The sequence below is a fragment of the Pseudoalteromonas sp. SR45-6 genome (genome assembly GCF_014163545.1).
Lineage (GTDB): Bacteria > Pseudomonadota > Gammaproteobacteria > Enterobacterales > Alteromonadaceae > Pseudoalteromonas > Pseudoalteromonas rhizosphaerae.
This window is the reverse complement of record NZ_JACJDM010000002.1, coordinates 1-24372: the sequence shown is the minus strand read 5'-3', so window position 1 is coordinate 24372 and position 24372 is coordinate 1. Positions and strand designations below refer to the sequence as shown.

General features: G+C 39.5%; 19 protein-coding genes. 4 read left to right on the top strand and 15 right to left on the bottom strand.

What is annotated here, in order from left to right:
• Positions 1–9: 9 nt before the first annotated feature.
• The 11 genes from H5158_RS01370 to H5158_RS01320 form a co-directional block, all read right to left on the bottom strand.
• Positions 10–1629 (bottom strand): hypothetical protein, encoded by a 1620-nt coding sequence (locus H5158_RS01370; protein WP_182717245.1) that lies wholly within the window; start codon positions 1627–1629, stop codon positions 10–12.
• 312 nt (positions 1630–1941) lie between these two features.
• On the bottom strand, positions 1942–3249 hold the full coding sequence (locus H5158_RS01365) for a lipopolysaccharide assembly protein LapB (protein ID WP_182739289.1): 1308 nt from the start codon (positions 3247–3249) through the stop codon (positions 1942–1944).
• A gap of 18 nt (positions 3250–3267) precedes the next feature.
• Complete coding sequence (locus H5158_RS01360; protein WP_182717243.1) at positions 3268–3873, bottom strand: energy transducer TonB; 606 nt, start codon at positions 3871–3873, stop codon at positions 3268–3270.
• Positions 3874–3883: 10 nt separating this feature from the next.
• The gene (locus tag H5158_RS01355) at positions 3884–4294 is read right to left on the bottom strand and encodes a biopolymer transporter ExbD (protein ID WP_182739288.1); all 411 of its coding nucleotides are present in this window, start codon (positions 4292–4294) and stop codon (positions 3884–3886) included.
• A gap of 50 nt (positions 4295–4344) precedes the next feature.
• Positions 4345–4872 carry a MotA/TolQ/ExbB proton channel family protein gene (locus tag H5158_RS01350; protein ID WP_145235579.1) on the bottom strand — a complete coding sequence of 176 codons (528 nt, stop codon included), beginning with the start codon at positions 4870–4872 and terminating at the stop codon, positions 4345–4347.
• A gap of 3 nt (positions 4873–4875) precedes the next feature.
• Entirely contained in the window at positions 4876–6243 is a 1368-nt protein-coding gene (locus H5158_RS01345) for a MotA/TolQ/ExbB proton channel family protein (protein WP_182739287.1), read from the bottom strand.
• 9 nt (positions 6244–6252) lie between these two features.
• Positions 6253–7005, bottom strand: coding sequence for a DUF3450 domain-containing protein (locus H5158_RS01340; RefSeq protein WP_149980246.1), 753 nt, complete (start codon positions 7003–7005; stop codon positions 6253–6255).
• Between the two features lie 215 nt (positions 7006–7220).
• On the bottom strand, positions 7221–7838 hold the full coding sequence (locus H5158_RS01335) for a DsbA family protein (RefSeq protein ID WP_149980245.1): 618 nt from the start codon (positions 7836–7838) through the stop codon (positions 7221–7223).
• Between the two features lie 110 nt (positions 7839–7948).
• Entirely contained in the window at positions 7949–9838 is a 1890-nt protein-coding gene (locus H5158_RS01330; protein ID WP_149980244.1) for a methyl-accepting chemotaxis protein, read from the bottom strand.
• A 424-nt stretch (positions 9839–10262) separates the two neighbouring features.
• Positions 10263–11534, bottom strand: a complete 1272-nt coding sequence (locus H5158_RS01325) for a sugar MFS transporter (protein ID WP_182739286.1) — start codon at positions 11532–11534, stop codon at positions 10263–10265.
• Positions 11535–11748: 214 nt separating this feature from the next.
• Complete coding sequence (locus H5158_RS01320; RefSeq protein ID WP_182739285.1) at positions 11749–13449, bottom strand: M1 family metallopeptidase; 1701 nt, start codon at positions 13447–13449, stop codon at positions 11749–11751.
• Between the two features lie 248 nt (positions 13450–13697).
• Here H5158_RS01320 and H5158_RS01315 point away from each other — a divergent pair, with 248 nt between their 5' ends.
• The gene (locus H5158_RS01315; RefSeq protein ID WP_182739284.1) at positions 13698–15428 is read left to right on the top strand and encodes a hypothetical protein; all 1731 of its coding nucleotides are present in this window, start codon (positions 13698–13700) and stop codon (positions 15426–15428) included.
• A 72-nt stretch (positions 15429–15500) separates the two neighbouring features.
• Here H5158_RS01315 and H5158_RS01310 read toward each other — a convergent pair whose 3' ends face one another.
• The 3 genes from H5158_RS01310 to H5158_RS01300 all read right to left on the bottom strand — a co-directional run bounded on the left by H5158_RS01310 (position 15501) and on the right by H5158_RS01300 (position 18414).
• Complete coding sequence (locus tag H5158_RS01310) at positions 15501–16001, bottom strand: RNA methyltransferase (RefSeq protein ID WP_024605233.1); 501 nt, start codon at positions 15999–16001, stop codon at positions 15501–15503.
• The gene (locus H5158_RS01305) at positions 16001–16498 is read right to left on the bottom strand and encodes a YcgN family cysteine cluster protein (RefSeq protein WP_149980241.1); all 498 of its coding nucleotides are present in this window, start codon (positions 16496–16498) and stop codon (positions 16001–16003) included. Before H5158_RS01305 ends, H5158_RS01310 begins: the two co-directional genes overlap by 1 nt.
• Before the next feature lie 95 nt (positions 16499–16593).
• On the bottom strand, positions 16594–18414 hold the full coding sequence (locus H5158_RS01300) for a DUF885 family protein (protein WP_182739283.1): 1821 nt from the start codon (positions 18412–18414) through the stop codon (positions 16594–16596).
• A gap of 146 nt (positions 18415–18560) precedes the next feature.
• Between H5158_RS01300 and H5158_RS01295 the strand changes: the two genes are divergently transcribed.
• Complete coding sequence (locus H5158_RS01295) at positions 18561–19829, top strand: amidohydrolase family protein (RefSeq protein WP_182739282.1); 1269 nt, start codon at positions 18561–18563, stop codon at positions 19827–19829.
• Between the two features lie 189 nt (positions 19830–20018).
• Positions 20019–22430: a TonB-dependent siderophore receptor gene (locus H5158_RS01290; protein WP_182739281.1), complete on the top strand. Its 2412-nt coding sequence runs from the start codon at positions 20019–20021 to the stop codon at positions 22428–22430.
• Between the two features lie 47 nt (positions 22431–22477).
• On the opposite strand, the gene adhP is transcribed toward H5158_RS01290, so the two are convergent.
• A complete protein-coding gene (gene adhP / locus H5158_RS01285) occupies positions 22478–23488 on the bottom strand; it encodes an alcohol dehydrogenase AdhP (RefSeq protein ID WP_149980237.1) in 1011 nt (336 codons plus the stop codon).
• 285 nt (positions 23489–23773) lie between these two features.
• Here adhP and H5158_RS01280 point away from each other — a divergent pair, with 285 nt between their 5' ends.
• A complete protein-coding gene (locus H5158_RS01280) occupies positions 23774–24316 on the top strand; it encodes a GbsR/MarR family transcriptional regulator (RefSeq protein ID WP_182739280.1) in 543 nt (180 codons plus the stop codon).
• Positions 24317–24372: the final 56 nt, after the last annotated feature.

The following is a 24372-nucleotide window of genomic DNA, read 5'->3' as shown; positions in this document are numbered from 1 at the left end:
CGGTCTAGATTAATTACTAGCGCGTTGTAAAGATGCGGCAACAAAATCAGCCCACTCACTTGATTCACCGTCTTTAAGTGCACCAATATAGCCTGCGTTAGTAAAGAAAGAGTTAACTTCACTCATGTCTTTAGCTGTTGTAGCTACTGCAGTGCCTTGTGAATCAGTAATAGTTGCAGCTGTTGAAACACCATCAGCACCAAGTACATTTGCAAAATCAGCAAAACCAATTAACTGGTTATTCTCGCCACCAGTAAACCAAGAAGCAATATCAAAACTTGCTAATGCGCCAGTTAAAGGTGTATTTACGTCTTCAAAATTCTTACCACAAGCAAATATTGAGCTCATAAATGCGATATCGCCATTATTTGCATTCGCATGCACACCAGCATCCCCTGATTGGTCTTTTTCATTATATAAATCAAGACAACCAGCACCATCTACAGATGAAGAGTTTACAAATAGCATATTAGCTAATTGCGCTTTACCCCATTCTTTCATTTCCATACCAGCACCAGTACGACGCCCTTCAGCACCTTGGTCGCCAGTAGTTACAACCGTTGCATTAGCAATTGTTGGATTAGAAACAGTTGTTACTAAATCTTGTGCATCTGCTGATAATGGATCTACCTTAGCGCCATCTGTTTCAAAGCCATGGTTTCCATATTCATTTGAACGTACAAGAATAAATTGTCCATAGCCTTTCCAGCCTTCATCCCAATCAATACCATCATCACCTGTATCAGTAATAACAATATGTTTAAGGTTAACGCTACCACCAAAAAGCTCTATACCATCATCAAAACCATTATGAACATGCACGTAATCAATCGTTGTGCCTGAACCTACAGCATTAAGGGTTAAACCATTAAGCTCATCGCCTTCAACACCAAAACCCGCATATTTTATAACTATATGCTTAAGGATACCGCTGCTATCTTGCGGATCATTACCACCATAATACGATACAATACCTTCAGCAGCGTGGTTACACATATCTTGTGCCGCAGCTGCAGCCGTACAACGGATAGAATGGCCTCGGCCATTTACCTGAACGCCACCCCAATCACCAATTTGTGCGGTTGTTGCATCATCGCCATCAACTTCTTTGATGCTTGTGAAAATAATTGGCTTATCTACTTCACCAATTGCTTCAATATTTGCACCACGTGCAATACGAATAAAACTCTCAGGCTTAGTAAAAGCTATCGTCGCGCCAGCTTCAATAGACAATGTAGGACCATTGCCATCAATTGTAGCGCCTGTTGATGTGTCTACATCATCACCAATAAATAATGCACCTTCAAATACATGTGCGCCGCCACTGCTTAATGCAGGGATAACAAAAGAGCTGGTAATTTCTTTCGCATTACTTGCAAATGCTTGACTGTAAACACAGTTAACACCCTTTGCTTCACCTGTAAATGTAGCTCCATCTAATGTATATGTAGCGCAACTTAATGTATCACCACCATTATCACCACCTGGGTTAGTCACTGAGTTGTCTACACTATTATCTACACTGTTATCAACTGTTGTAGGTGTAACATTAATATCACCACCGCCACAGCCAGCGAGTGTAATTGCAGTAGCCACAAGGCTGACTTTAAATAAACCAGATAATTTCATTGTTCACTCCGTTAAAGTATTTAATTATTTTGTTAGCGCATTAAGTAAAACTCAAGTCACTTTAAAACACGAAAAACATGCTTTAAGGTCACTTGAGCTTTAGAACGAGGACTACAATACGGGAGGTGTATGACAATACAGTTACACTTTAATAAACATAAAGTGACAATATAATTTATTTAAATAACAATTTGTTAGGAATATTTAGAACGAAAAAAACCGCCCTGAGGCGGTTTTGGTGTTGCGATTATAAAACGAGTTTTTTAATAAAATCGTTGAAGTTAAAATGGCATTTTTTAACGCCATATTTACTTATAACAAAGCGGTGCGTAATGTTTCAGCATGCAATTTTTCACGCTTCACGTATTTGATCCATTGTTCAGCTAATCGCTGCGATTTTTTATGCTTCTCGGCTTGTTCGAATGCTAAAATAGACGCATCAAAGTTTTGTAAACTATATTGCGCCATACCTAAAGCAACATAAGCATTTGATTCAAAATCGAGTGAGCCTTTATCAAGCGCCGTTCGGGCTGCATCAGCGGCATCTTCAAATTGCTCTAAGTTAACAAGTACTTCAGCCATACGTTGATCGTACTTACCGTGATCCGAAAGCTCTGCCGCTTTAGCAAAGTAAGTAACTGATTTATTATCTTCTTTTGCTTGGACCATGGCTTCTGCGATGAATGCATAATTCTTCGCAGACTTTTCAGCAACGCCTGATTCAATCGCTTTACTCATCACATCAGCCGCTTTAAACGCTAAACCGTTGTATAAGTAAACTTGGGCAAGTTGACGTAAATCTGATTTTGACGTTAAAAAACCTTGCTGGTAAGCGGCTTCAAGTACGGCTAGTTGTTGTTTTTCTTTACCCGTTTCACCGTACATACCGCCAAGTTGCACCCAGTATTCAGGCTTGTTATAAAGCTTTACCATACGCTCAAGTACAGCAACTACATTCTCAGTTTGATTAAGTGAGTAATACATGGCGCGTTGCAGTACTAACCAGTTTTCTTTTGGCACCTTGCCTTCACTATCACTTTGGGCAATCGCTAAGTTAATATTATCAATGCCTTTTTGGTAATCTTTCAACTGATAATACGCTTGTGATTTAAGGACATAATAGGCATCAGTTTTAGGCTTAGTGTTAATTGCATCCCACTTAGCTAAAAAATCAATGACTTTATTATAATTACTGTTTGCCATCGCTAATTGCGCTAAGCTAAAAGTAGTGCTAACACGTAATGTTTCTGGAATACCTTCTTCTGCTATCACCTTTTCAAATGATGCAATTGCTTTAGGCAAATCATTTTCGTTGTAATAAATAAAGCCATAAAAATTATGCATCATGGCAATTTCATAGGAGTTCATGCTAGAAGAACGTTCTTTGATGCTATCAAGCGCCTCAAGTCCTGCTTTAGCGTCGCCATCATCGGCTAACTTTTGTGCACGAGCCAATTGGCTATACACTTTTTCACGTAGCGCAGGCACTTTCGTGGTTTTTTGCTCTTGTGCGTAAACGCTCGCAAGCGTGACTCCTGGTAACATGGAGACTAAACTTGGCAGCGCAACACTGGCTCCTATCGCAAAAGTACACACTAATGCTGTTTTTAATAATTTCATAATCGCAATCCTCTGTTTCTAGCCGTTAATTTGGAAAGAAATTTTGTTCTGTACACCCGCAACTTCAACCGCTTCACCATCGATCACGCGTGGTTTATATTTAAATTTAAGTGCCGCATCCATAGCTGCTTGATCAAACAATGATTCAGGCTCAGCTTTTACTACCTTTGCATCACGAACAGTACCTTGCTTAGTCACTGTAAACTCAACAATCACATAGCCTTCAATGCCCCGTGACAATGCTCGACGCGGGTAAACAGGTGCTACTTTTACAATCGGTAGATATTCACCATCACTAGAGTCAAGAGCTAGACCACCACTGAGACTCACGTCAGCATCAACACTGGCACCAAAGTCAAAGTTAGACGCTGCTGCATTTGGATCACTATTTTGCATTTGCGGTGAATCCATTGGCGGCGGAGGCTCTTTCGGCGTTGGCGGCTTTTGTGGTTTACGTTCTTTCTTTTGTACCGTTTCTTCTTTTTTAAGCCTTACAAAATCAAGTACATTGCCTTTAGCTGGCTCAGTCATCGCCCCTTCACCACCGGTGATAAGCGCTTGCATGCCCAAAAACAACATAAAGGTCACAACACCGGCAACTAATAATGCTACTAAATAACGCATTATGGCTTCCTTAGGCTTTTTGTGCCGCGATAGACACATCAAATACACCTGCGGCGCGTGCTGCATCCATCACTTTAATAAGGGTATCTGTAGTGGCTTTTTTGTCAGCCTGAATAACCACACTACCTTGTGGATTTTCTGCTTTTAAACGCTCAATGTTTGCTTGCACAGCACGCACATCGATTTGACGTTTATTGATCCAAATTTCACCTTGATCTGAAATCGCAACTAGAATATTTGCACGCTCTTTCTTAACGGCTGTTGCCGCTTCTGGGCGATTTACATCGATACCTGACTCTTTAACAAAAGAGGCGGTTACAATGAAGAAAATAAGCATGATGAACACAACATCAAGCATCGGGGTCATGTTTATTTCTTCAGCTTCATCTTCTTGAAAAAGGCTTCCTAATGGGGCTCTCATTTTATTCTCCTGATTGTATGTGGCTTTCGCCACATACTAAAAATTGTTGTTTAATGGTCTAAAACCATGCTGTCTTCAAGTAGGGCTACTTCGCGCTTTGCTTTGCGTTGTAAGTACGTAGAAGCAAATACACCAGATAACGCACCAACCATGCCTGCCATTGTCGGGATAGTCGCTTTCGATACACCTGATGCCATTGAACGCGCACTGCCCGTTCCGGTAATCGCCATCACATCAAACACTTCTATCATACCTGTTACCGTACCGAGTAACCCCAGCAGCGGACACAAGGCAACCATCACATTGATCAGCGCTAAGTTGTTGTTTAACTTCATCCCAGCGCGTGAAATAGTTGCTTGGCGTATTTGCTCAGCGTTCCAGCTATTACGCTCATCGCGCCCTGTCCAACTACTTTTAATGGCATGTTTGTAACTACGAAAACCATTAAAAAAATAAATAAATCGCTCGAGTATCAATAACCACATCGCGAAGATTAACACTCCGATGACCAACAGAACTTGGCCACCAGTGTCGAGAAAATCACGGATAGCATTGATTGAGTCAATCAATAGCACCATGGGTTATGCTCCCTTTTCGCTTCGCTCAGCGATAATACCTGCGCTTTGTTCTTGCAAAATAAGCAGCAAGTTTTTAGAGCGAGTATTCAATAAGGTGTATAAAAATACCGTTGGGATTGCCACAACTAGGCCAAGTACCGTAGTAACAAGCGCTTGTGAAATACCACCAGCCATTAGTTTAGGGTCACCTGTACCAAACAAGGTGATTGCTTGGAAGGTATTGATCATACCGGTTACCGTACCAAGTAGACCTAACAATGGAGCAACGACCGAGATAATCTTAATGAGCGTTAAGTTGCGGGTGATTTTTGGCATTTCACGTAAAATCGCTTCACTTAATTTAAGCTCTAAGGTGTCGTATGCTACATCTGGGTATTGATCTTTGACTTTCATTACACGACCAAGTGGATTGTCATCACGTGGCACCGAGTCTTTAAGTTGACGACGGATTTTGCTGCCCATTAGCATCAATGAAACAAATCGTTCAATAGCGATAATTAAAGCAAGTAAGCCAACGCCTAAAATAACGTAACCTACCGCACCACCTTGATGTACTTGCTCTGAAGTATCAGGTGCTTGTACCAATAAACCAAGGATAGAGCCACCGGTTGGGTCAAGCGCAAATTGTACAGTGCCTGATTTAGCTTGTTGTAAATCACTCGCCGTTGAGGTGTAACGGCCAACAGGCTGACGGGTAAGCTCACTTAACGTATTGGTGCTGGTGTTATAATCAAGGTACTTACCTTCTGAAATTAAGTTAAAAGCCCCCACTCGCATAACTTCTTGCTTAGCTTTGTTGCCGCCTTCTACAATTACATCTGTTGTAAAACGTGACACTTTACCTTGCTCAGTCATTTCGCGTTGCAGTTCAAACCATACTTTTTCAATGTCTTCGATTGATGCAAGTTTAGAGGTCGAGCCCATTTTTTGAGCCAATTCATCCATAAAAGCACCACGACCAGGTAGCTGTGCAGACACTACTGACGTTGCAAATTTATTACTTGAATCGCCAGCCACTTGTTGCAGCACACCAAAAAGTTCTTTCAATGAACCCATACGCTTAGATAATGTATCGGTTAGGTTAGCAAGTTTTACTTCATTTTCTTCGAACTGTGTTTCAAGACGCTCAGACTCAACCAGCATTTGATTACGTTTTGCTTGAGTGTTTTTAAGCATTTGCACTTGTTCATTTTGACGTGCAGCAAATTCTTGCTCACGTTGTTTATTTTGTGCTGATTGCTGTGTTTTACCTTGCTCAAGTGTTTTTAATAACGAGTCTAAATCCATAGCTTCAGCAGCAAAGCTGTTGCCCGCAAAACCAAGGGTGGCACCAAATAAAGCAATTTTGGTCATTTTTGTAAAAAGTTTCATTTTAACCTCTTAATCCGCAGCGTGTACTGGCAGTGTTAACATATCTGGGGCAAGTTGCTTACGTGCAATACGTAAACCTTTACTAATTTGGCTGATTGTTGAGTCATCCAGGGCAACAAACTGTTTGCTTGTTGTATCCCATGAGCCTGCTTTTTTACCATCACGAGTAAGGTAAATAAGTTCTAAACGACCAATGCGTAAGAAATCGACTTCACGCTCTTGACCATCAACATCTAATAACGCGGTATAAGCTTCGATGGTACGGCCGTAATCAACTTCAACTTGGTACGCTTCTAAAACACGGCGGAATTTTTCACTTGAATTAATGTCAGCACGGTTCATCATGTCTTTTAATGACGCTAAACGCTTTTCACGTTCATCGGTTAAAAATGGCACATCAAGAGCAACAAATTGCTCAAGGCCTGTGATCATGCGTAGCATTAATGGGGTAATTTGACGTTCAATAATAGACACTTGATCCATAGATAAGTTAATGGCTTCCATTTCACTCATTTGGTTACTAAGCTGTTTGCTTAGTTGTGCGTTATAAACCGTTAAACCATCAATTTCTTTATTGAGGGTTTTAAACTGTTGTAAACGACCCTGCATAGAGTCTGCAATCTTGTCTATTTTTGTTTGTGATTGCGCAGCTGATTGGTTAATTTCACTGCTTTTATCGATAACCTTATTTAAATCATTTGCTTGCACTGTTGCACTCATGGCTACAATACTAGCTAATATCAATGGTTTAACGCCTTTCATCGCATACACCTTTACTCGTTAAATTAGCGGATTTGCTAGTTGCTTAATATCAATGAACGAGATTCTATAGGTGAAAAATGACAGAGGTGTTGCGCTAAAAAGTCCTTTTTATGACAACTGCCATAAATACAGCTTTTTACGTTAGATAAAGCAATAGTTTTTAATATTTAACAAGCGTGTACGCTTTAATGATGAGTGAAGTGAGATTAAATAAATTAATCGGCAAGTATACGATGAATGGTGCTGAGCACAGCATTTGCGTTGGTATAGTTTACGGCGATAGCAAAGTACTGCTGTTTATGACAAAGAACTAACGATGGAAAACCCTGCACAGGTAACTGCTGAACATACGCTAACTCTTGTTGAAACGCCTGTTCAAGTTGTTCACTTTGCAATATAGCTAAAAACTCATCAGCAGCAATACCTATTTGCTGTGCACAGCTAACGAGTGTATTAAGATCCGATGGGTTTTGTGCCGATAAATAATAACCCTGCTGAATTGCACCAAGCATAACCCGCTCTTTATTAAAATAACGTGCTGCAATCACCGCCCGACATGCAGGGTAAGTGCTGCGGCGTGGTTGACAGTTTTGCCAAAAATCAAAGTTAAATTTAGCACCGGTTTGCTGGCCAATACGCTGCCAAGTTTGTTGTAAAAACTGTTGCATACTTACTGGCATTGGCTGTTCGGAATCAGCAGCAAGGCCACCTACTTTATAAATAATATCAACTTCATTCGCTAAGGCGTCTTGGATTTTTTGCCAGCACTTTTGAAAACCCCAACACCAACTGCACATTGGGTCGTACACATATATAAGCTGACTATTATTCATTATTGGCCTGTTACTGTTCACTGGAAACAACGTTATTTAGCCCTTCATCCTTGGCTTACAGGTGATTCCGGCATCATTTATTTTATCTTTTTAGTTATCGCTGATTGCATTTAGACTTTAAAACGTAGCACCATTTTTTCAAGTTCATCAAATTGCAGTTTTAAACGAGTACACTCAGCTAAAGTGTTATTTAAGTTTAGCTGACCTTGTTGAGATAACTCACTAATTGTATGAATATCATTATCTAAAGAGTGTATTACCTGATTTTGTTCAGTGGTCGCATTTGCAACACTATGATTTACATCATCAATTGCTTTTATAGCTTTGGTTACTCCTGCCATTTGCTCACCGGCTGCTTGCGCTTGTTTTACAGTATTTTCGCTTTCAACTAAACTGGCTTTCATAACCGCAACGGCACTGCCTGAACCTTGCTGTAATTGGCTAACGGTATTTTCAATTTCTTGGGTTGATTGCTGAGTACGGTGAGCTAACTGGCGCACTTCATCTGCAACAACGGCAAACCCACGACCAGCCTCTCCGGCACGAGCGGCTTCAATTGCGGCATTAAGTGCAAGTAAATTCGTTTGCTCGCTGACTCCTTTAATAACTTCGAGTACTTGACCAATACTTGCAGAGTGTTCAGCAACACTACTAATAATTTGTTGTGCTTGTTCCATATTTTGCGATAACACACCAATGGCATTGATATTATCATTTAACGTACTTTGACTTTGTACTGACTGTGTATTCGCATCAGTAGCAAGGGTTGATGCATGACTTGCGCTGCTTGATATTTCAATCGCACTTGATGACAGCTGATTAATCGCTGTTGCAACGCTGTCTGTGCGTTTAGTTTGGTCACTGTACATTGTTAGCGTCGACTCTGTTTGCTCAACTAAGCTTTCCACTGAACGTTCAAGTTCAACCGTGGTCGTTTTTACTTGGTCAATTGAGGTATGAATTTTATCTATAAAGGCATTAAAGTAACCTGACAGTTCACCAAATTCGTCATCGTTTTCAATCTCTAAACGACGAGTTAAATCCCCCTCACCTTGGGCTATATCTTTAATTGCATCGTTTAAACGCTGCATAGGCCGCATCAAATAACGCAATGAAAATTGCATCATTAATATCGTCGCGATAACTCCCAAACACATATATATCGCAGCCATATTTCTAAATGAAGCCACTGATGAATAAGCAATATCTTTGTTGATCACCACACCTAAATACCAATCTACATTTTCAATACCTTTGATATGTGTAAATGATACAAGATGATCAATACCAGCGATTTCTTGCTCCACAAACTCAGCTTTTAAAGCAAGGTTTTTACCAAACAGCTTCGCCATACTCTGATCGTTTAATTTGATATCTGGATGGCTTAGAATGCGACCGTCACTGTCTAATAGAAAACCATAACCAAAACCTAAAAAATCAATTTCGTTGACTATTTGAGTGATGGTTTGCATATCGATATCGGCGCCGGCGACGCCACTAAAACGGCCATTATTTAAAATGGGCGCAACCGCTGAAATAGTTAGCTCATTGGTGGTTACGTCTATATAAGGAGTCGTAAACGCTGTGGTGGTTTTATTTTCTACCAGCTTATACCAAGGACGGATTGTGGCATCATAATCAGCAGGTAATACAACTGTTTGATCATTGAGTACAAAAGTACCATCAGGTTTGCCTATATAGGTGTTTTTAAACTTACCTGCCATTTCTGCGCTATTGAGTTGGCTAAGAGTTAATTCCTTAGTGTCATTTTGCTGATGCGTTTTCGCTACAGACTGAACGATTGCTAATTTATTATTGAGCCAATTAGCAATATTTTGTGAAACCGATTGAGAGCTTTCTTGTAATATTAGAGACAGTTGCTGCTGCGTTTGTGAGCGCATTGAAATAAAGTTATTGATGGTAAATAACCCCAGCACCAACACTAATACCACAGATGCTGCGATAGTTACCTTAGTGGTAAATTTTAGCGAGCTTTGCATGACACACCTATTTATTTTTTTTATCGTTGTTAGCTAACTACTTTTTAACAAAAATAACGCTATTTGTCTTATCTTATCGCCAACAGTTGCTATGTTATAGCCAAAAACAATAATAAAGCATGGTAAAAAAATTAGTTTAGCGCTTACTCCTATAACAAATTCATAAAGTAATTAATCGATAAGTAAAGACAGTCAATGTCGTAATTGCACCGAAAAAATAACAAACTCAAAATTGGAAGGTTCCAGTAATTTTTATAAACAATAGCTATTGAATACGTATTCAGTGCATATCCGTCGTTATTTTGTAATGAACTAAACTGCGAGGTTTTACTTTAGAGTGCGATTGATTCATTGAGAATAATAAGAAAATAAATGCATTTACAGTGCTGCAAATGCATTTATCTAAAGAGGTTTTACTATTAGCTTAGTTTATTTTTTGTTGCCACTTGCTCGCAAGTTTTACAACATTCAACCCGTACCAAGCGATAAAACAATAGCAAAGTGCTGGGATAATAAAACTAACTTGAATATTCATTGCATCAGCAACAACGCCTTGAATTAACGGTACTAATGCACCACCAACAATCGCTAAACAAAGCCAACCAGATCCTTTACTGGTTAATGAACCTAGCCCTTGAATAGCGACTGAGAAAATTGTCGGAAACAAAATAGAATTAAATAAACCAATCGACAGCACAGCATATAAAGCAACGTCACCTTCAGTGAAGATTGTAATTAAAAGTAACGCAATGACCGCAAATGCATTAAAAGCAATTGCTTTTGATGGTGCAATTTTTTGTAATGCAGCAGAGCCAATAAAGCGCCCTACCATCGCCCCGCCCCAATAATAGGCAATTAATGCGGCAGCGGTATGCTCTTCGAGCCCTGCAATATGAGCTTCACCGAAAAAGTTAACTAAAAAGCTACCTATTGCCACTTCACCACCAACATAACAAAAGATACCTAACACACCCATAACTAAATGCGGGGCTTGCGTTAAAGAATGACCTTTTGCTTTGCAATCGAGTTCTTCTTTGTGTGATTTGATTTCAGGTAATTTTAAAAATGCAAACACAACAGCAATAGTAAGCAGTGCTGCAGCAAGCATTAAATAAGGAATTTTTACCGATTCTGCTGTCGCCGCAGATGCAGTCAATGAGCCTGCTGCGCCAAAGAACAAAATGCCACCAACATAGGGCCCAATAGTCGTTCCTAATGAATTAAGTGCTTGCGCTAAATTTAACCGTGACGAAGCTGTTTTTTCAGGCCCAAGCGCCACAACATAAGGGTTAGCCGATACTTGTAAAATGGTGACACCACCGGCTAGTACAAATAATGCGGTTAAAAATAGCCAATATTCATGTACGACCACTGCAGGATAAAATAACATACAGCCGATAGAAGCCACAATAAGACCGCTAAGCACACCATTTTTATAACCAAATTTCTTAACCAATATCCCCGCTGGTAAAGAAACAATAAAGTAAGCACCAAAGAAGCAGAACTGCACTAACATCGCTTCCGTATAACTAAGATCAAACACCCCTTTTAAACGCGGGATCAGTACATCATTTAGTACTGTGATAAAACCCCATAAAAAAAATAGAGTTGTCATTGCAGTCAAAGGTAACAGGTAATTATTATTTTGCTGCGGCTGCTCAGTGACAAACGTTTTATTTGTATTTATTTCACTCACGTGATTTTCACTCCATTAACAAGTTGTGTGTGATTCTACACATTAGTATAAAAAAATCACAAAAATTAAATTGGAACGATCCATGCATTGATATACAACAGTAACAAATAGTTACTAACGTGACACGTATTTTTGAAACACATAACAGCAGAGTTACTCACGACGATTGATACCACAGTAAATATCAATTTACTGTGGTATCAATCGCAAAGTATTAATCCTGCTTTTTGTTACATTTAGAAATAATAGGTAAGTAACGAAGAACCTTCATATCAGGATCAACGACTACGTGATCATCTGGATTGATATTTAAAATAATTTTTCCGTCTTGCGGATAATAAACATCCTCTTTACCATTGATAGAGATAGGTAAAGGCATAGGAAAAGGCTTATTATTTAAAGATTTCACATCCCAGTTAAGTGTAATAACTCCATTCACTTGTCGTTTATTTAAGATTGGTAGCTCAGCTTGCTTTAAATAAATATCGAATAGCCAATTATAATTATCACCTGTTAGTTTGTTTACAATATCAATAAACTGTTCTGTATTACGATATCGTGGTTTTATTGGATACTTTATGTCTGAGGTATTATCGATACCATACAATAATTCTCGTGTTGCACGCCAGAATAACTGTTCTCCAATTAACCAACGTAATGTATGTAACGTCCAGCCACCTTTACCATAAATATCCGAGTTAAATGCTTCATCAGAAGTAACTTCTCCTTCACGAACAACTGGCTGACAATTTTTTAACCCCAAATACGATTTGTACATCGTATAGCTATATGCGGCATTGCCAAATTTATTTAAGCTGTAAGCAGGCTGCATGTAAAAACCAAAGCCCTCATGAAGCCAGGCATCATTTAATCTCTCATGGGTCATTAAGTTCCCAAACCACTCATGTGCTAACTCATGCTGTAGTAGCCAATCATAGCCATTTTCATCACGTTTATACTTTTTGCCATAAGCATTAATCGTTTGATGTTCCATACCTAAATGAGGTGTTTCAACAAAACCTAGCTTTTCATTCCCCCATGGATAAGGACCTAAATGACTTTCAAAAAATTGTATTTGATTGAGCAAATCAAAATCGATCAAATCCTCTGCTTTTTGCTTGTTTTCAGGTAAAACCCAAAACTCAATAGGTACCTGTGTACCATTAATACTGGTATATGATTTTTGAATACGTTCGTAGTTACCAATGTTTAAAGCTATATTATAATCACTGGCGGGAACTGATAACAGCCAATCAAATTGTACCTTATCATTTTGCAGCTTTTTGACATCTTGCAGCACACCATTAGTCACGGCACTAAGACCGTTAGGAACAGTTAAACGAATACGCATTGAATCTGCTTTATCACTAAAATGATCTTTGCAGGGCCAAAATAAATCGCACCCTTCTCCTTGTACAGCTGTTGCAATCCATGGTTTTCCATCTGGTGACTTATCAAATACAAAGCCACCTTCCCATGGTGCATTGTTCGCAATATGTGGCTTCCCTGAATATTGAACTGCAACATCAACCAATTCACCCGGCGTTTTAACTTCTCCTAAGTTAATCGTAATAATACCACCTAGCCTTTTATAACTTGCGCTCTTTCCAGCTACAGTTACATCACTGATATTAAATCGACTGTCTAATTTTAGTTCTACATATTGGTTTGCTTTAAGCATTAAAAATGAGGTTTTACCAATACCGGCTATTTTTTTATCCGTAGGAAAAACTTCTAACTCTAAATCATAAAACTTCACATCACTACTTAACGCAATATCTGACAAAGCTTGCCCCGTGTCTCCTACAATAGGATCTAATGGCACTTCGCTTGAGGTGCAAGCAGCTAATGAAACTGAACTTATAAGTACTGCAATATAATTAATTATACTTTTTCGAGAAAAAAGATTATTCATGATTATCCCATCTATTTTTATTATGAATTAGAATAGTCACATAACAACAAACAACATTCGATAATTTTGCGTTTAAACAACAAATTATCCATATAAAATTAATAATTTATATAATACCGTGCCCTCACTACAACCAACACTAATAGTGCTTTTCCTCGCTAGGCTACGCACTTTTATGATATCGTTTTACAAAACATAAATACTAAAGAACGTACCGCTTGGTACTGATACAAAAAAGGAATTTCCAAATGAACACCAAACTACTTGCTGGTTGCGCAATTGCTGTAGCGGCCGGTGCAATAATCTATACACAAACTGACAGTTCAACAGCCTCATTAGAACTTGCTCAACTTGATTACGTCCCTGCTGATACTGCTTTATTTTATGGTCAGCTAAAACCATTTCCCTATAGTAAATATTTCAATTTGATTCCAGATCAAATGAAAGGTGCAGACGATTTTACGCCATTGATCGAAAATTTAGCGGCAAGTAACGATAACAATGCACAGTTTTTAGCGTCTCTATTAGAGCAATATCAAACATCATTGTCATCTTATGAAACACTAAAAGCAGCCTGGGGATTCGCCGATGATTATAAAGCTCTAGCCTATACAATTGGTCTAATGCCAGTATTACGCTATCAACTGGAAGATGAAACGGCTTTATTTAATACAATTAATAGCTCAGCTGATAAAGCGGGAATTAACTTCACAACACAAACCATCGAAGGTGTTGACTACAATACGTACCCTTTAGTACTTGAGAATGATATTACATTAAACTTAATTGTGTCTGTTAAAGATAACTGGGCTACCATCACGTTTGATACAAAACTTAATACAATTAAAGATTTACGTCTCGCTTTAGCAATTGATAAACCAACAAAATCATTAACGCAAACCTCTAAACTTGAAAACTATATTACTAATTATTCATTTGATGGCCACTCTATTGCGTATATAGACCATGTTGAGATTGCTAATGCTATTACCGCTAGAACACCATCACGCCTAGGTGAAATGCTTGATGAACTATTAAAAGAATTGGGTGATCCAAATGCTTTAGAGGTAGCTAGAACACCACAGTGCCAAAATGACATTACCAATCTTGTTAGTTATTGGCCTGCATCAGTAACCGGTAGCACGTACATACAAGTAACAAACTCTGATGCTCATTTTAAAGCAGATGCTATTTTCCAAAGCACTGCTACAGATATTATTAAAACATTAAAATCTGTGCGAGGTTTTGTTCCTGAGCATACGACTAAACTTGACGGGCAAATGCTAAGCTTTGCTTATGGTGCGGATATTTCAAAAATTCCACCGCTTTTAAATATACTCTCAAGCACATTTAAAAAAGCTGAATTTGAGTGTGCACCTCTTGTTGCCTTACAGCAACAAACTCAAGACTCAAATTTAGCTGCACTATCAATGATGACCGCTATGGCTAATGGTATTCAAGGTGTCAGTGTAAGTATTCAAGATCTTGCTTTAGAAGCCGATGCTAATCAACTGCCGCAACTAAAAGCTTTAGATGCACTAATCACACTTTCTGCGACAGATCCTGATAATTTACTTTTTACTGCTAAAGGATTTTTACCCGCATTAGCGGGGCTTGAAATACCAGAAAACGGCGATGCAATTAGTGTCAATGCTGCAATTCCTTATCCTTTACCTGCTGGCCTTGATATTAGATTAGCTAAAAAAGGAAAGCATATTGTTTTATTCACTGGTGAAAAATCAGCGGCTATTGCAAATACATTATCAGAACAAGAGCTTGAAAAAAATGGATTTTTAACTTCCGCAGTTGACCTCAGCTCATTAATGACTCCTGTCATCGAAGTATTTAAAATGACAGGGCAAGTGATCCCGGAAGAACTTGAACAATTAAAAAATCAAACAATGTCTGTGTATTTTGCAACAGATATAAAAGATGAAGGGATTGTTATTAATTCAGAGATCAAAATTACTAAAAAGTAATAACTTTTTTGGAATTAAACGAAAAAAGGGGCATTAATTGCCCCTTTTTTCAATTGTTCAATTCAGTTTGTACTATTTCTGCCATATCATTTTATTATTGGTGTCGCGGCTTTGAATAATCGTTTGATCAGAACTTTCTACTCCACCGAGTTTCGCTTGTCGATCGTAAAGAACCACATTACAGGTAGCTGCTAAATTCATACAACCGATTGTGGGGATATACACCACTTCATCGCACCAGTTCAGTACATCTTTGCTAATTGAGCCATCTTCAGGGCCAAAAATATAAAATGCGTTTTCAGGATGAACAAACTCAGGCAAAGGGGTTGCACCTTCTATTAGTTCAATCACCACAACAGTCGCACCTGCGGGCTTTGCTGTTGCTAAATCGTCAACGCAAGTCAGGGGGATGCGTTCAGCAACATTTTTTGTGTCGGTATGAAACTTTTTAGCATTTAAATAACGCGTGCCAGTAAAAAATACTTGTTCAGCCCCATAGCAACCCGCAGCTCTTAACACTGCGCCAACGTTAGAGGGGCTTTTAGGATTGATCAAACCAATCTTCGCAGTCATTAATCGCAATCCCTCGTTGGCCAATCTGCTTCATACAGATCAAAGTCATCTAAAGCTACATCACAATCTTTTACTGTTTTGTCTTTTACAGAAATACCCAATGTATGCATTAGTTCTTTGCTGCCACCGTTATTTAGTGGATGCCAAGACGCTAAACCACGGCCTTCGTGCAAACGGCGGTAACTACAACTTTGCGGCATGAAGAAAATGCTGTCTAGGTTTTCTTTAGTTAATTTTACACATGACGGGACTAATGTTTGTCGATTTTCATACTCACTACAACCACACGTATTATTATCTAAGTATTGGCAAACAATATTAGTAAAAATGAGTTCTTCACCATCGCGAAGTTGATCTGTGGCGGTAAACTCATCTTCATCTTCGCTGTCTATAAAGGTATTTAAACAGCATTTTCCACAGCCATCACAAATGGCTTCCCACTCATTTTGTGACATTTGCTCAAGTGATTTCTCAAGCCAAAATTGGTTTTCAAACATGGTATAACTCGGTGCCCCTAATAGCGCGCATTTTAGCTTAATTGAGCACCGCGCGCAAAGCTACATTCAGCTTTGCGCTATTTCAAGTTTAAAAGTTAGCGCTGCGTATCAACCCAACGTTTAATTTTCGCTTCTAGTATTGGCATCGGCAAAGCACCATCAATTAAAATTTGCGTATGAAACTCTTTAATATCAAATTTATCACCTAATGCTTGTTTACAATAATCTCGCAGTTCTTGAATTTTAAATTGCCCTAATTTATACGACAATGCTTGTCCTGGCCAAGCTATATAGCGCTCAACTTCTGCGGTTACATCACTCAAAGCCATTGAGGAATTAGCCAGCATATAATCAATACCTTGTTGACGAGTCCAGCCCTTAGCATGGAAACCTGTATCGAGCACTAATCGCATAGCGCGTAATTGCTCATCAGATAAACGGCCATACCACATATATGGGTCGGTAAATAAACCCAATTCTTTACCTAGGCTTTCAGCATATAATGCCCAACCTTCGGCGAACACTGTGTAACCACCAAATTTTCGAAACTCAGGTAATGACTGAACTTCTTGCTGTAAGGCGATTTGAAAATGGTGTCCTGGGGCTGCCTCATGGATTGACAATGTTTCGAGTAGAAACTTAGGCTGCGCTTTTAAATTAAAGGTATTAATATAAAAAATTCCTGGACGAGAGCCATCCGGCGCAGGTGATTGATAAGATGCTCCTGCCGCAGACTCAGCACGAAAATCTTCAACCGCTTTTACAACGTAATCAGCTTTGGGGGCAATGTTAAATAATTTAGGCACACGCGCGTCAATTTTTAACTTTACGGCTTCATAGGCCGCAATTAATTGCTCAGGTGTATCAAAATAAAACTCATCAGAATCTCGTAAATGAGTAAAAAACTCACTTAAACTGCCTTTAAAACCAACGGTTTCCTTTACTGTTTTCATCTCATTAAGGATACGCGATACTTCTTTTAAACCAATTTCATGAATTTCATCAGCAGATAAACTCAAGGTGGTGTTTTTCTTTATTTGGTATTCATACCATGCTTTACCATTTGGTAAATCGCTATAACCTACTGTTGCACGGCTATTTGGTATATAAGTGGTCGCTAAAAACTCGCTCATTTTTGTATACGCTGGGACCAACTTATCCATAATAAGTGCACTATATTGGTCTGTGAGTTGTTGCTTTTGCGCTGCTGTGAATTGCTCTGGAAGCTGCTTTATCGGACTATAAAATAAAGATTGTTCTGCACTGGTAACTATATGCGCTTGAAATTGCGGTAATAACTTTTCAGCTAATGGCTTTGGTAAAACAATGCCTTCATTTACCCCTTGCTGCATAGCATCTTGCACACTGCTTAACCAAGTTACAAAACCTTCAGCACGCGCGACGAAATTTTCATAATCTTGGTAGCTTGCAAATGGCTGCGCACTTTGCGCCGATCCAAAGCCTGCAAACGTATTGTGAGCGCCAGACATTTGGTTAATTGGTAATAAGTAACTCGGGAATTGAAAACCTTCGATTGTTAATGCTAAATCCCGTGCCAGTATTTCATAACTTAATAAGGCTTGACCGGTTAACTGCTGCTGGTCAATCGCCGCTAAACGTTGCTGATAATCTTTATAAAAAGCAAGCTGCTGAGCTCGGTTTTGCTCGGTAATCGGTGCTGTAAATTGGTTGTTGTATTGGTTATAGCCAATATAAGTTGCATCAAGAGGGCTAAATTGCAACGAATCAACAAAGTACTGCTCAACCAAGCTATTTAATTGTTGTGTTGTTGCGCTGGCAGTTTCACTTGTTAATGCTGATTGTGGCTTGTTTAAATTATTATTAGCCGTATTTGAACACGCAGACAAAGCGCTGAGTACACCAGCGACAAGCAAGGTTAACTTAAATTTTTTCATAATGATCCCTGAGTATAAGTAGTTAGCGCAAGTATGCAGCTTTCAAATCGCTAAATAAAGAAAATACGATACTTATCGCGTTTTGTTTACAGCCTAAAAACTGCTTGCTACATTGCTATATTAAATAATCAAAAATTAGAAAATAAATGAATAAATTATCACTTTCTGTCCCTTTGGGCTTATTGTGTGTCAGCGCTTTTAGCGCACAAGCAACAACATACGTTAGTGCTAAAGCAATGCTAGACGTTAATAATGGCAAGCTTATTAATGCACCGCTTATTCAAATCGATGACGGTATCATTACTAAAATCAGTAGTGGCACCATGCCAACCTTACAACAAGGTGATGACCATATTAAGTTGCCCGAGTTAACCATTCTGCCTGGCCTGATGGATATGCACGTACACTTAACCAGCGATCCAACAGTCCCTCGTAGTGAACGTATCGGTCAGTCAGTGCCACGTAAAGCGATTAAAGCGGCCTATTTTGCAGAAAAAACCTTAAAAGCGGGCTTTACAACTTTACGTAACGTGGGCGCCGAAGGTTACAGTGTCATTGCAGTACGTGACGGCATTAATGCAGGCGATATTATTGGCCCACGCATCTGGGCTGCTGGTCCCTCTTTGGGTGTAACGGGTGGTCACTGTGACAACAACCGTCTACCTCCTGAAATGAAATACACTGCCGAAGGTGTGGCTGATGGCCCATGGGCTGTTCGTGCAAAAGTACGCGAAAACATTAAGTACGGTGCCAATGTTATTAAGTTTTGCGCCACTGGGGGAGTATTTTCCAAGGGCACAAAAGTAGGTATTCAACAGTATTCATTAGAAGAAATGACTGCCATTGTTGATGAAGCACATATGCGCGGTTTAACGGTTGCTGCACATGCACATGGTACCAGTGGTATTACCGCAGCCATTAAAGCCGGTGTAGACAGTGTTGAACATGTGAGTTTTGTTGACGATGAAGCAATTAAACTGGCAAAAAAACACGGCACTTGGTTTTCAATGGATATTTATAACACTGAATATACCCTCACGTTTGGTGAGCAAAATGGTGTAGCCGAAGAAAACCTAGCAAAAGAGCGCCAAGTTTCTAAAAAACAGCGTGATAGTTTTAGCCGAGCAGTAAAGGCTGGCGTAAATATGGTGTTTGGTACTGATGCGGCTATTTATCCTCATGGCGATAATGCCAAGCAGTTTTCGCGCATGGTTGAATTTGGCATGACACCATTGCAAGCTATTCAAGCAGCCACGATCAATGGCGCTAAGCTGCTAAGAGTTGAAAACCAACTAGGGCAAATTAAAACAGGTTTTGCAGCAGATATCATTGCCGTTAAAGGCAACCCATTACACGATATTTCTCTTTTAGAGAATGTTGAATTCGTAATGAAAGCAGGAACAAAGTATAAATAATTAATAGCTGGGGGCGTTATGCCCCCTCACTCATTTTAAGTAGTTACAACACGTCAATGTAAATCAACAGAAAACAAAAGGTAACAAATTTGCATAAATAAAAATAATTTGCCCGTTCTAGGTAATTAACACTTGAAATACAAATGCAACACATTATCATTGCGAAAAACAATTCAATGATAACATTTTATGACAACCCATAAACTTTCACTACTTACCCTCGCCTGTTTAACGTCTTATAGCACTTTAGCTGCAGAGCAATCAGATATAGAACGTATCTCCGTTTATCAAAAGCAAAACTCTGTGGTACTTAACTCTGGTTTAGCCACTAAATCTGATATGTCGTTAATGGAAACACCTGCACCAATCGTGGTGGTTGACCAAGAACTGATAAATTCCCAAGGTGTAGATAACTTACAAGATTTAGCACGTAATATTAGTGGCGTAACACAAGCCGGTAATAACTACGGCATTGGTGATAACTTAGTGATCCGTGGCCTAGGCGCAAACTACACCTACGATGGTATGTACGGTGGTGCAGGTTTAGGCAACACCTTTAACCCGACTCGCTCATTAACCAACGTTGAAGCAGTAGAAGTACTTAAAGGTCCTGCAACCGGTTTATATGGCATGGGCAGCGCCGGTGGTGTGATAAACCTAATTGAAAAGAAACCAGAGTTTGAAGCTAAGCACACAGTTCAAGCTGAAGTAGGCCAATGGAACACTTACTCGCTATCGTTTGATAGTACTGACGCGATCACAGATAACCTTGCATACAGAGTGAATGCAAAAACCGCGCGCAGTGACGGCTATCGTGATTTAAAAGATGACCGTGATGAGATCTACGGCGCATTAAAATATGTAGTTAGTGATCGCCAAAATATTATGATCTCAGCCGCTTATATTAAAGATGCAATTGCAGTTGATTCCATTGGCCACCCTATCCGTATTTATAATGCGCAGTCGGTAAATGGTAAAACCGCCGGCCAAGTGACTGCGGATGATTTAGTTAACGATCCAACCTCAGCGGGGCTGCAACTCTCTGATGCACAACGTGAACAACTCGCTAATTCACTTGCCGCTAACGATGGTTTAACGCCGTATAAATTTGGTCATCGCGGTATTATATCTCCGATGGCAAAAGATAATGAAGGTGAAGAGCTACGCTTTAAACTCACTCATAATTATTACTTAACGGATGACTTATTTTTAAATCAGCAATTGCAATACCGTAATTATGAGTCAAGCTTTGCCAGACAAACAGGTGCCTATAATTATGTGTATTGGCAACGCAACGGTGTGATCAATGCTGATCCTCGTGCACCATTGGTGGTTGATGATGTACTTTATCCATTTGCAGCACGGCGCCAAGAATATCGCCAAGTAGAGGCTGATGAAAAGTCATGGCAATACTTTGCAGATTTACGCTATGACTTTAGTTTAGGTGATATTGATAACGAATTCTTAGTCAATGCAAACTACGAAGACCGTGATATCCGTTTTACGCAATACTCTATTTGGGATAAAGACTATATTCTAAAAGATAAAAATGGCGATGTAACTTATCAAGGCTCTTTACCTTATATTTTAGATATCCGTAAGCCCAATTGGAGTGATGGCCAGTTTAATGATTACGATCCGCTTAAAACCAGTAATTACAGTAAAAAAGTGCAAGCATGGGGCTTAGGGCTGCAACATGTTGCTTATATCAATGACACTTTCACAACTCGTATTGGTGTGGCATACAACGAAATTACTCAAAAATATGAACATTTAGGTGTTGATGCCCGTTACCGCGCCAGTGCAGCTGCTGCAACCCCAGAAGCTAGCACTTCAGATAACGGCTTAACCTATAACTTAGGCGCGACGTACAAACCAAGCGATGATGTTTCTATTTTCATTAATCATTCAAAAGGCCGCACCGCGTATAGCGTTTTAGGCTCTGTGGCAGGTAATGAAGCCGACCGTGAAGATGCTGAGTCACTGAGTACTGATTTAGGTATTAGAATGAAAGGCTTTGACGATCAGCTACTCGCCTCACTAGTCGTATTTGATACCGCGCGAACTAACTTAGAGTATGCAAACCCAGCGTTTGATGACACGAAACCTGATCCATCAATTCCTGAAAGCTTTTTTGATGGCGAAGAAAAAACCCGTGGTGTTGAGCTTGATTTAAACGCCTATTTAAATGAGCAATGGAAAGTGAATATCAATGGTGTTTATCAAGATGCACGTGAGCAGAAAAATCCAAATGTGAGCTCATTTGCTGCACGTCAAAAAGGTGTACCTTATGTAACAGCAAGCACATGGTTAACATACAGTGCTCAGTGGTTTGAACTAGCTCAGCCGCTAAAATTAAGTGCCGGTGTTAAGTATGTTGATGATCGCAGTACTAACTCGTCATCATTCGGCATCCCTGATGGTTATGTGCCAAGTTATACCATTTATGATGCAGCACTGAGTTACAACACTGATAAATGGGGCTTACAGCTAAACTTAAACAACCTGTTTAATAAAGTGTATTACTCAAAGGCAATGTTTTTAGGTGGTATGCCAGGCGAAGAACGCAATGCGAAGCTAACTTTGAGCTATAAGCTTTAAGTTATAAGCTGCAAAAGCGCACAAAATGCTTGTGCGCTTTTTTACCTTTACATAGTGACGACTATACGGCCATTAATTTCACCTTTGAGCATATCGTCAAATATGTCATTGATATCTTCAAGACGTTTTTCTTCAATAATTGCTTTGACTTTGCCCTGTGCAGCAAACTCTAAACATTCTTGTAAATCTCTACGTGTGCCAACAATTGAGCCAACAACAGAAACACCATTGAGTACAGTATCAAAAATAGGCAACGGCATATCCTCTGGAGGCAGGCCAACTAACACGCATTTTCCACCACGGCGAACACTCTTATAAGCTTGCTCAAACCCCGGCTTGGATACAGCGGTACATACCACAGCATGTGCGCCCCCTACCTGCTCAAATATAGCCTCACTAGGCACACATTCTTTAAAGTCCAGTGTGATATCTGCACCTAACTCTTTTGCTAAAGCCAGTTTTTCAACACCAGTATCCACTGCAATTACATTAAAGCCCATTGCCTTTGCATATTGCACCGCAAGATGCCCAAGCCCACCTACACCAACAATAGCGACCCATTGTCCTGGCTTAGCACCTGACACTTTTAGCGCTTTATAGGTTGTAACACCGGCACAAAATAATGGCGCAGCTTCTGAAAAACCTAAGCCTTCAGGGATCTTTACAACATAGTTCCCATCAGCTAAGCAATATTCTGCGTAACTACCATCAACTGAGTAACCCGTATTATGCTGAGAAAGACATAAGGTCTCTTTACCTTCTAAACAAAATTCACAATGACCACATGCACTGTATAGCCAAGGAATGCCAACACGATCACCAATTTCCAAATGAGTAATATTACTACCCAGCTGTTCGATCACTCCAACACCTTCATGCCCTGGAACTAACGGCATTTTAGGCTTTACTGGCCAATCACCATGACAGGCATGTAAATCAGTATGACACACACCACATGCGGCTATTTTAACTAAAACATCATTGACTCCAACGGTTGGAATGGGTAAGTCTGAAATTTCTAATTTGCCTTTGTAAGTACTATTAACGGCTGCTTTCATTGCTCGTTCCTTGTTGTTGCGAAGTTGTTATTGAGTAGTTGTTAAGAAATTAGTTGTCGTAAATTAGTGTACACCTTACGCGACTCTAGATGAGCAAAAATTAATCTAAATCAAACTTTAGTGATATAACTTGTTCTGAACGACTAAGAACGACTATTAGTACCAACACATAATCCCATAGGCTTGATTCAGCCAAGGAAAATTCAGCGTATTGCTCAGTAAATCTTGCTAAACATATTCAGCGTGCTAGCATTAATTTCATTATTTATTGAAACTTGAGAAGCAATGACGTTATCAGATAAGAACTTTGCCTTTGTAATGCACTGTGGCGAAATGGGCAGTCGTTGGGGTTTTAATCGCACAATCGGCCAAATGTGTGGTTTATTGATCATAACCAAAGAGCCAATGACAGCGAACGAAATCGCCGACGCCCTGAGTATATCTCGCGGTAATGTCAGTATGGGTATCAAAGAATTACAATCTTGGCGCTTAATTAAAGTGCAGCATATTCCAGGTGACAGAAAAGAATACTACGCACCCGCTGGCAGTATTTGGGATATGGCAAACCGCGTATTTGAAGAGCGTAAAAAGCGTGAGATTGACCCTACTCTCAGTTTACTCAGAGATAATTTGCTAGAGCCTGCAACCAACGACGATGAAAAGTTTGCCCAGAAACAAATGCATGAAATTCATGATCTACTCGAAACCGTCACTAAGTGGTCTTCAGAACTACAGCGCTTAAGCCCTGAACAGCTACAAAGCTTAATGAAGCTAGGCTCAGGTATTGGTAAAGTACTCGACTTTAAAGATAAGATATTGAAGAAATGAAGAGTTAGCGAGGGACGAGAGTAAAGTTAGCGTGCTTTATGGTTCTAGGTTCTAGG

Bases quoted from the DNA above. Each gene is read 5' to 3' on its own strand.
- H5158_RS01370 (WP_182717245.1), bottom strand. From the start codon at position 1,629: ATGAAATTATCTGGTTTATTTAAAGTCAGCCTTGTGGCTACTGCAATT.
- H5158_RS01365 (WP_182739289.1), bottom strand. From the start codon at position 3,249: ATGAAATTATTAAAAACAGCATTAGTGTGTACTTTTGCGATAGGAGCC.
- H5158_RS01360 (WP_182717243.1), bottom strand. From the start codon at position 3,873: ATGCGTTATTTAGTAGCATTATTAGTTGCCGGTGTTGTGACCTTTATG.
- H5158_RS01355 (WP_182739288.1), bottom strand. From the start codon at position 4,294: ATGAGAGCCCCATTAGGAAGCCTTTTTCAAGAAGATGAAGCTGAAGAA.
- H5158_RS01350 (WP_145235579.1), bottom strand. From the start codon at position 4,872: ATGGTGCTATTGATTGACTCAATCAATGCTATCCGTGATTTTCTCGAC.
- H5158_RS01345 (WP_182739287.1), bottom strand. From the start codon at position 6,243: ATGAAACTTTTTACAAAAATGACCAAAATTGCTTTATTTGGTGCCACC.
- H5158_RS01340 (WP_149980246.1), bottom strand. From the start codon at position 7,005: ATGAAAGGCGTTAAACCATTGATATTAGCTAGTATTGTAGCCATGAGT.
- H5158_RS01335 (WP_149980245.1), bottom strand. From the start codon at position 7,838: ATGAATAATAGTCAGCTTATATATGTGTACGACCCAATGTGCAGTTGG.
- H5158_RS01330 (WP_149980244.1), bottom strand. From the start codon at position 9,838: ATGCAAAGCTCGCTAAAATTTACCACTAAGGTAACTATCGCAGCATCT.
- H5158_RS01320 (WP_182739285.1), bottom strand. From the start codon at position 13,449: ATGAATAATCTTTTTTCTCGAAAAAGTATAATTAATTATATTGCAGTA.
- H5158_RS01315 (WP_182739284.1), top strand. From the start codon at position 13,698: ATGAACACCAAACTACTTGCTGGTTGCGCAATTGCTGTAGCGGCCGGT.
- H5158_RS01310 (WP_024605233.1), bottom strand. From the start codon at position 16,001: ATGACTGCGAAGATTGGTTTGATCAATCCTAAAAGCCCCTCTAACGTT.
- H5158_RS01305 (WP_149980241.1), bottom strand. From the start codon at position 16,498: ATGTTTGAAAACCAATTTTGGCTTGAGAAATCACTTGAGCAAATGTCA.
- H5158_RS01300 (WP_182739283.1), bottom strand. From the start codon at position 18,414: ATGAAAAAATTTAAGTTAACCTTGCTTGTCGCTGGTGTACTCAGCGCT.
- H5158_RS01295 (WP_182739282.1), top strand. From the start codon at position 18,561: ATGAATAAATTATCACTTTCTGTCCCTTTGGGCTTATTGTGTGTCAGC.
- H5158_RS01290 (WP_182739281.1), top strand. From the start codon at position 20,019: ATGACAACCCATAAACTTTCACTACTTACCCTCGCCTGTTTAACGTCT.
- adhP (WP_149980237.1), bottom strand. From the start codon at position 23,488: ATGAAAGCAGCCGTTAATAGTACTTACAAAGGCAAATTAGAAATTTCA.
- H5158_RS01280 (WP_182739280.1), top strand. From the start codon at position 23,774: ATGACGTTATCAGATAAGAACTTTGCCTTTGTAATGCACTGTGGCGAA.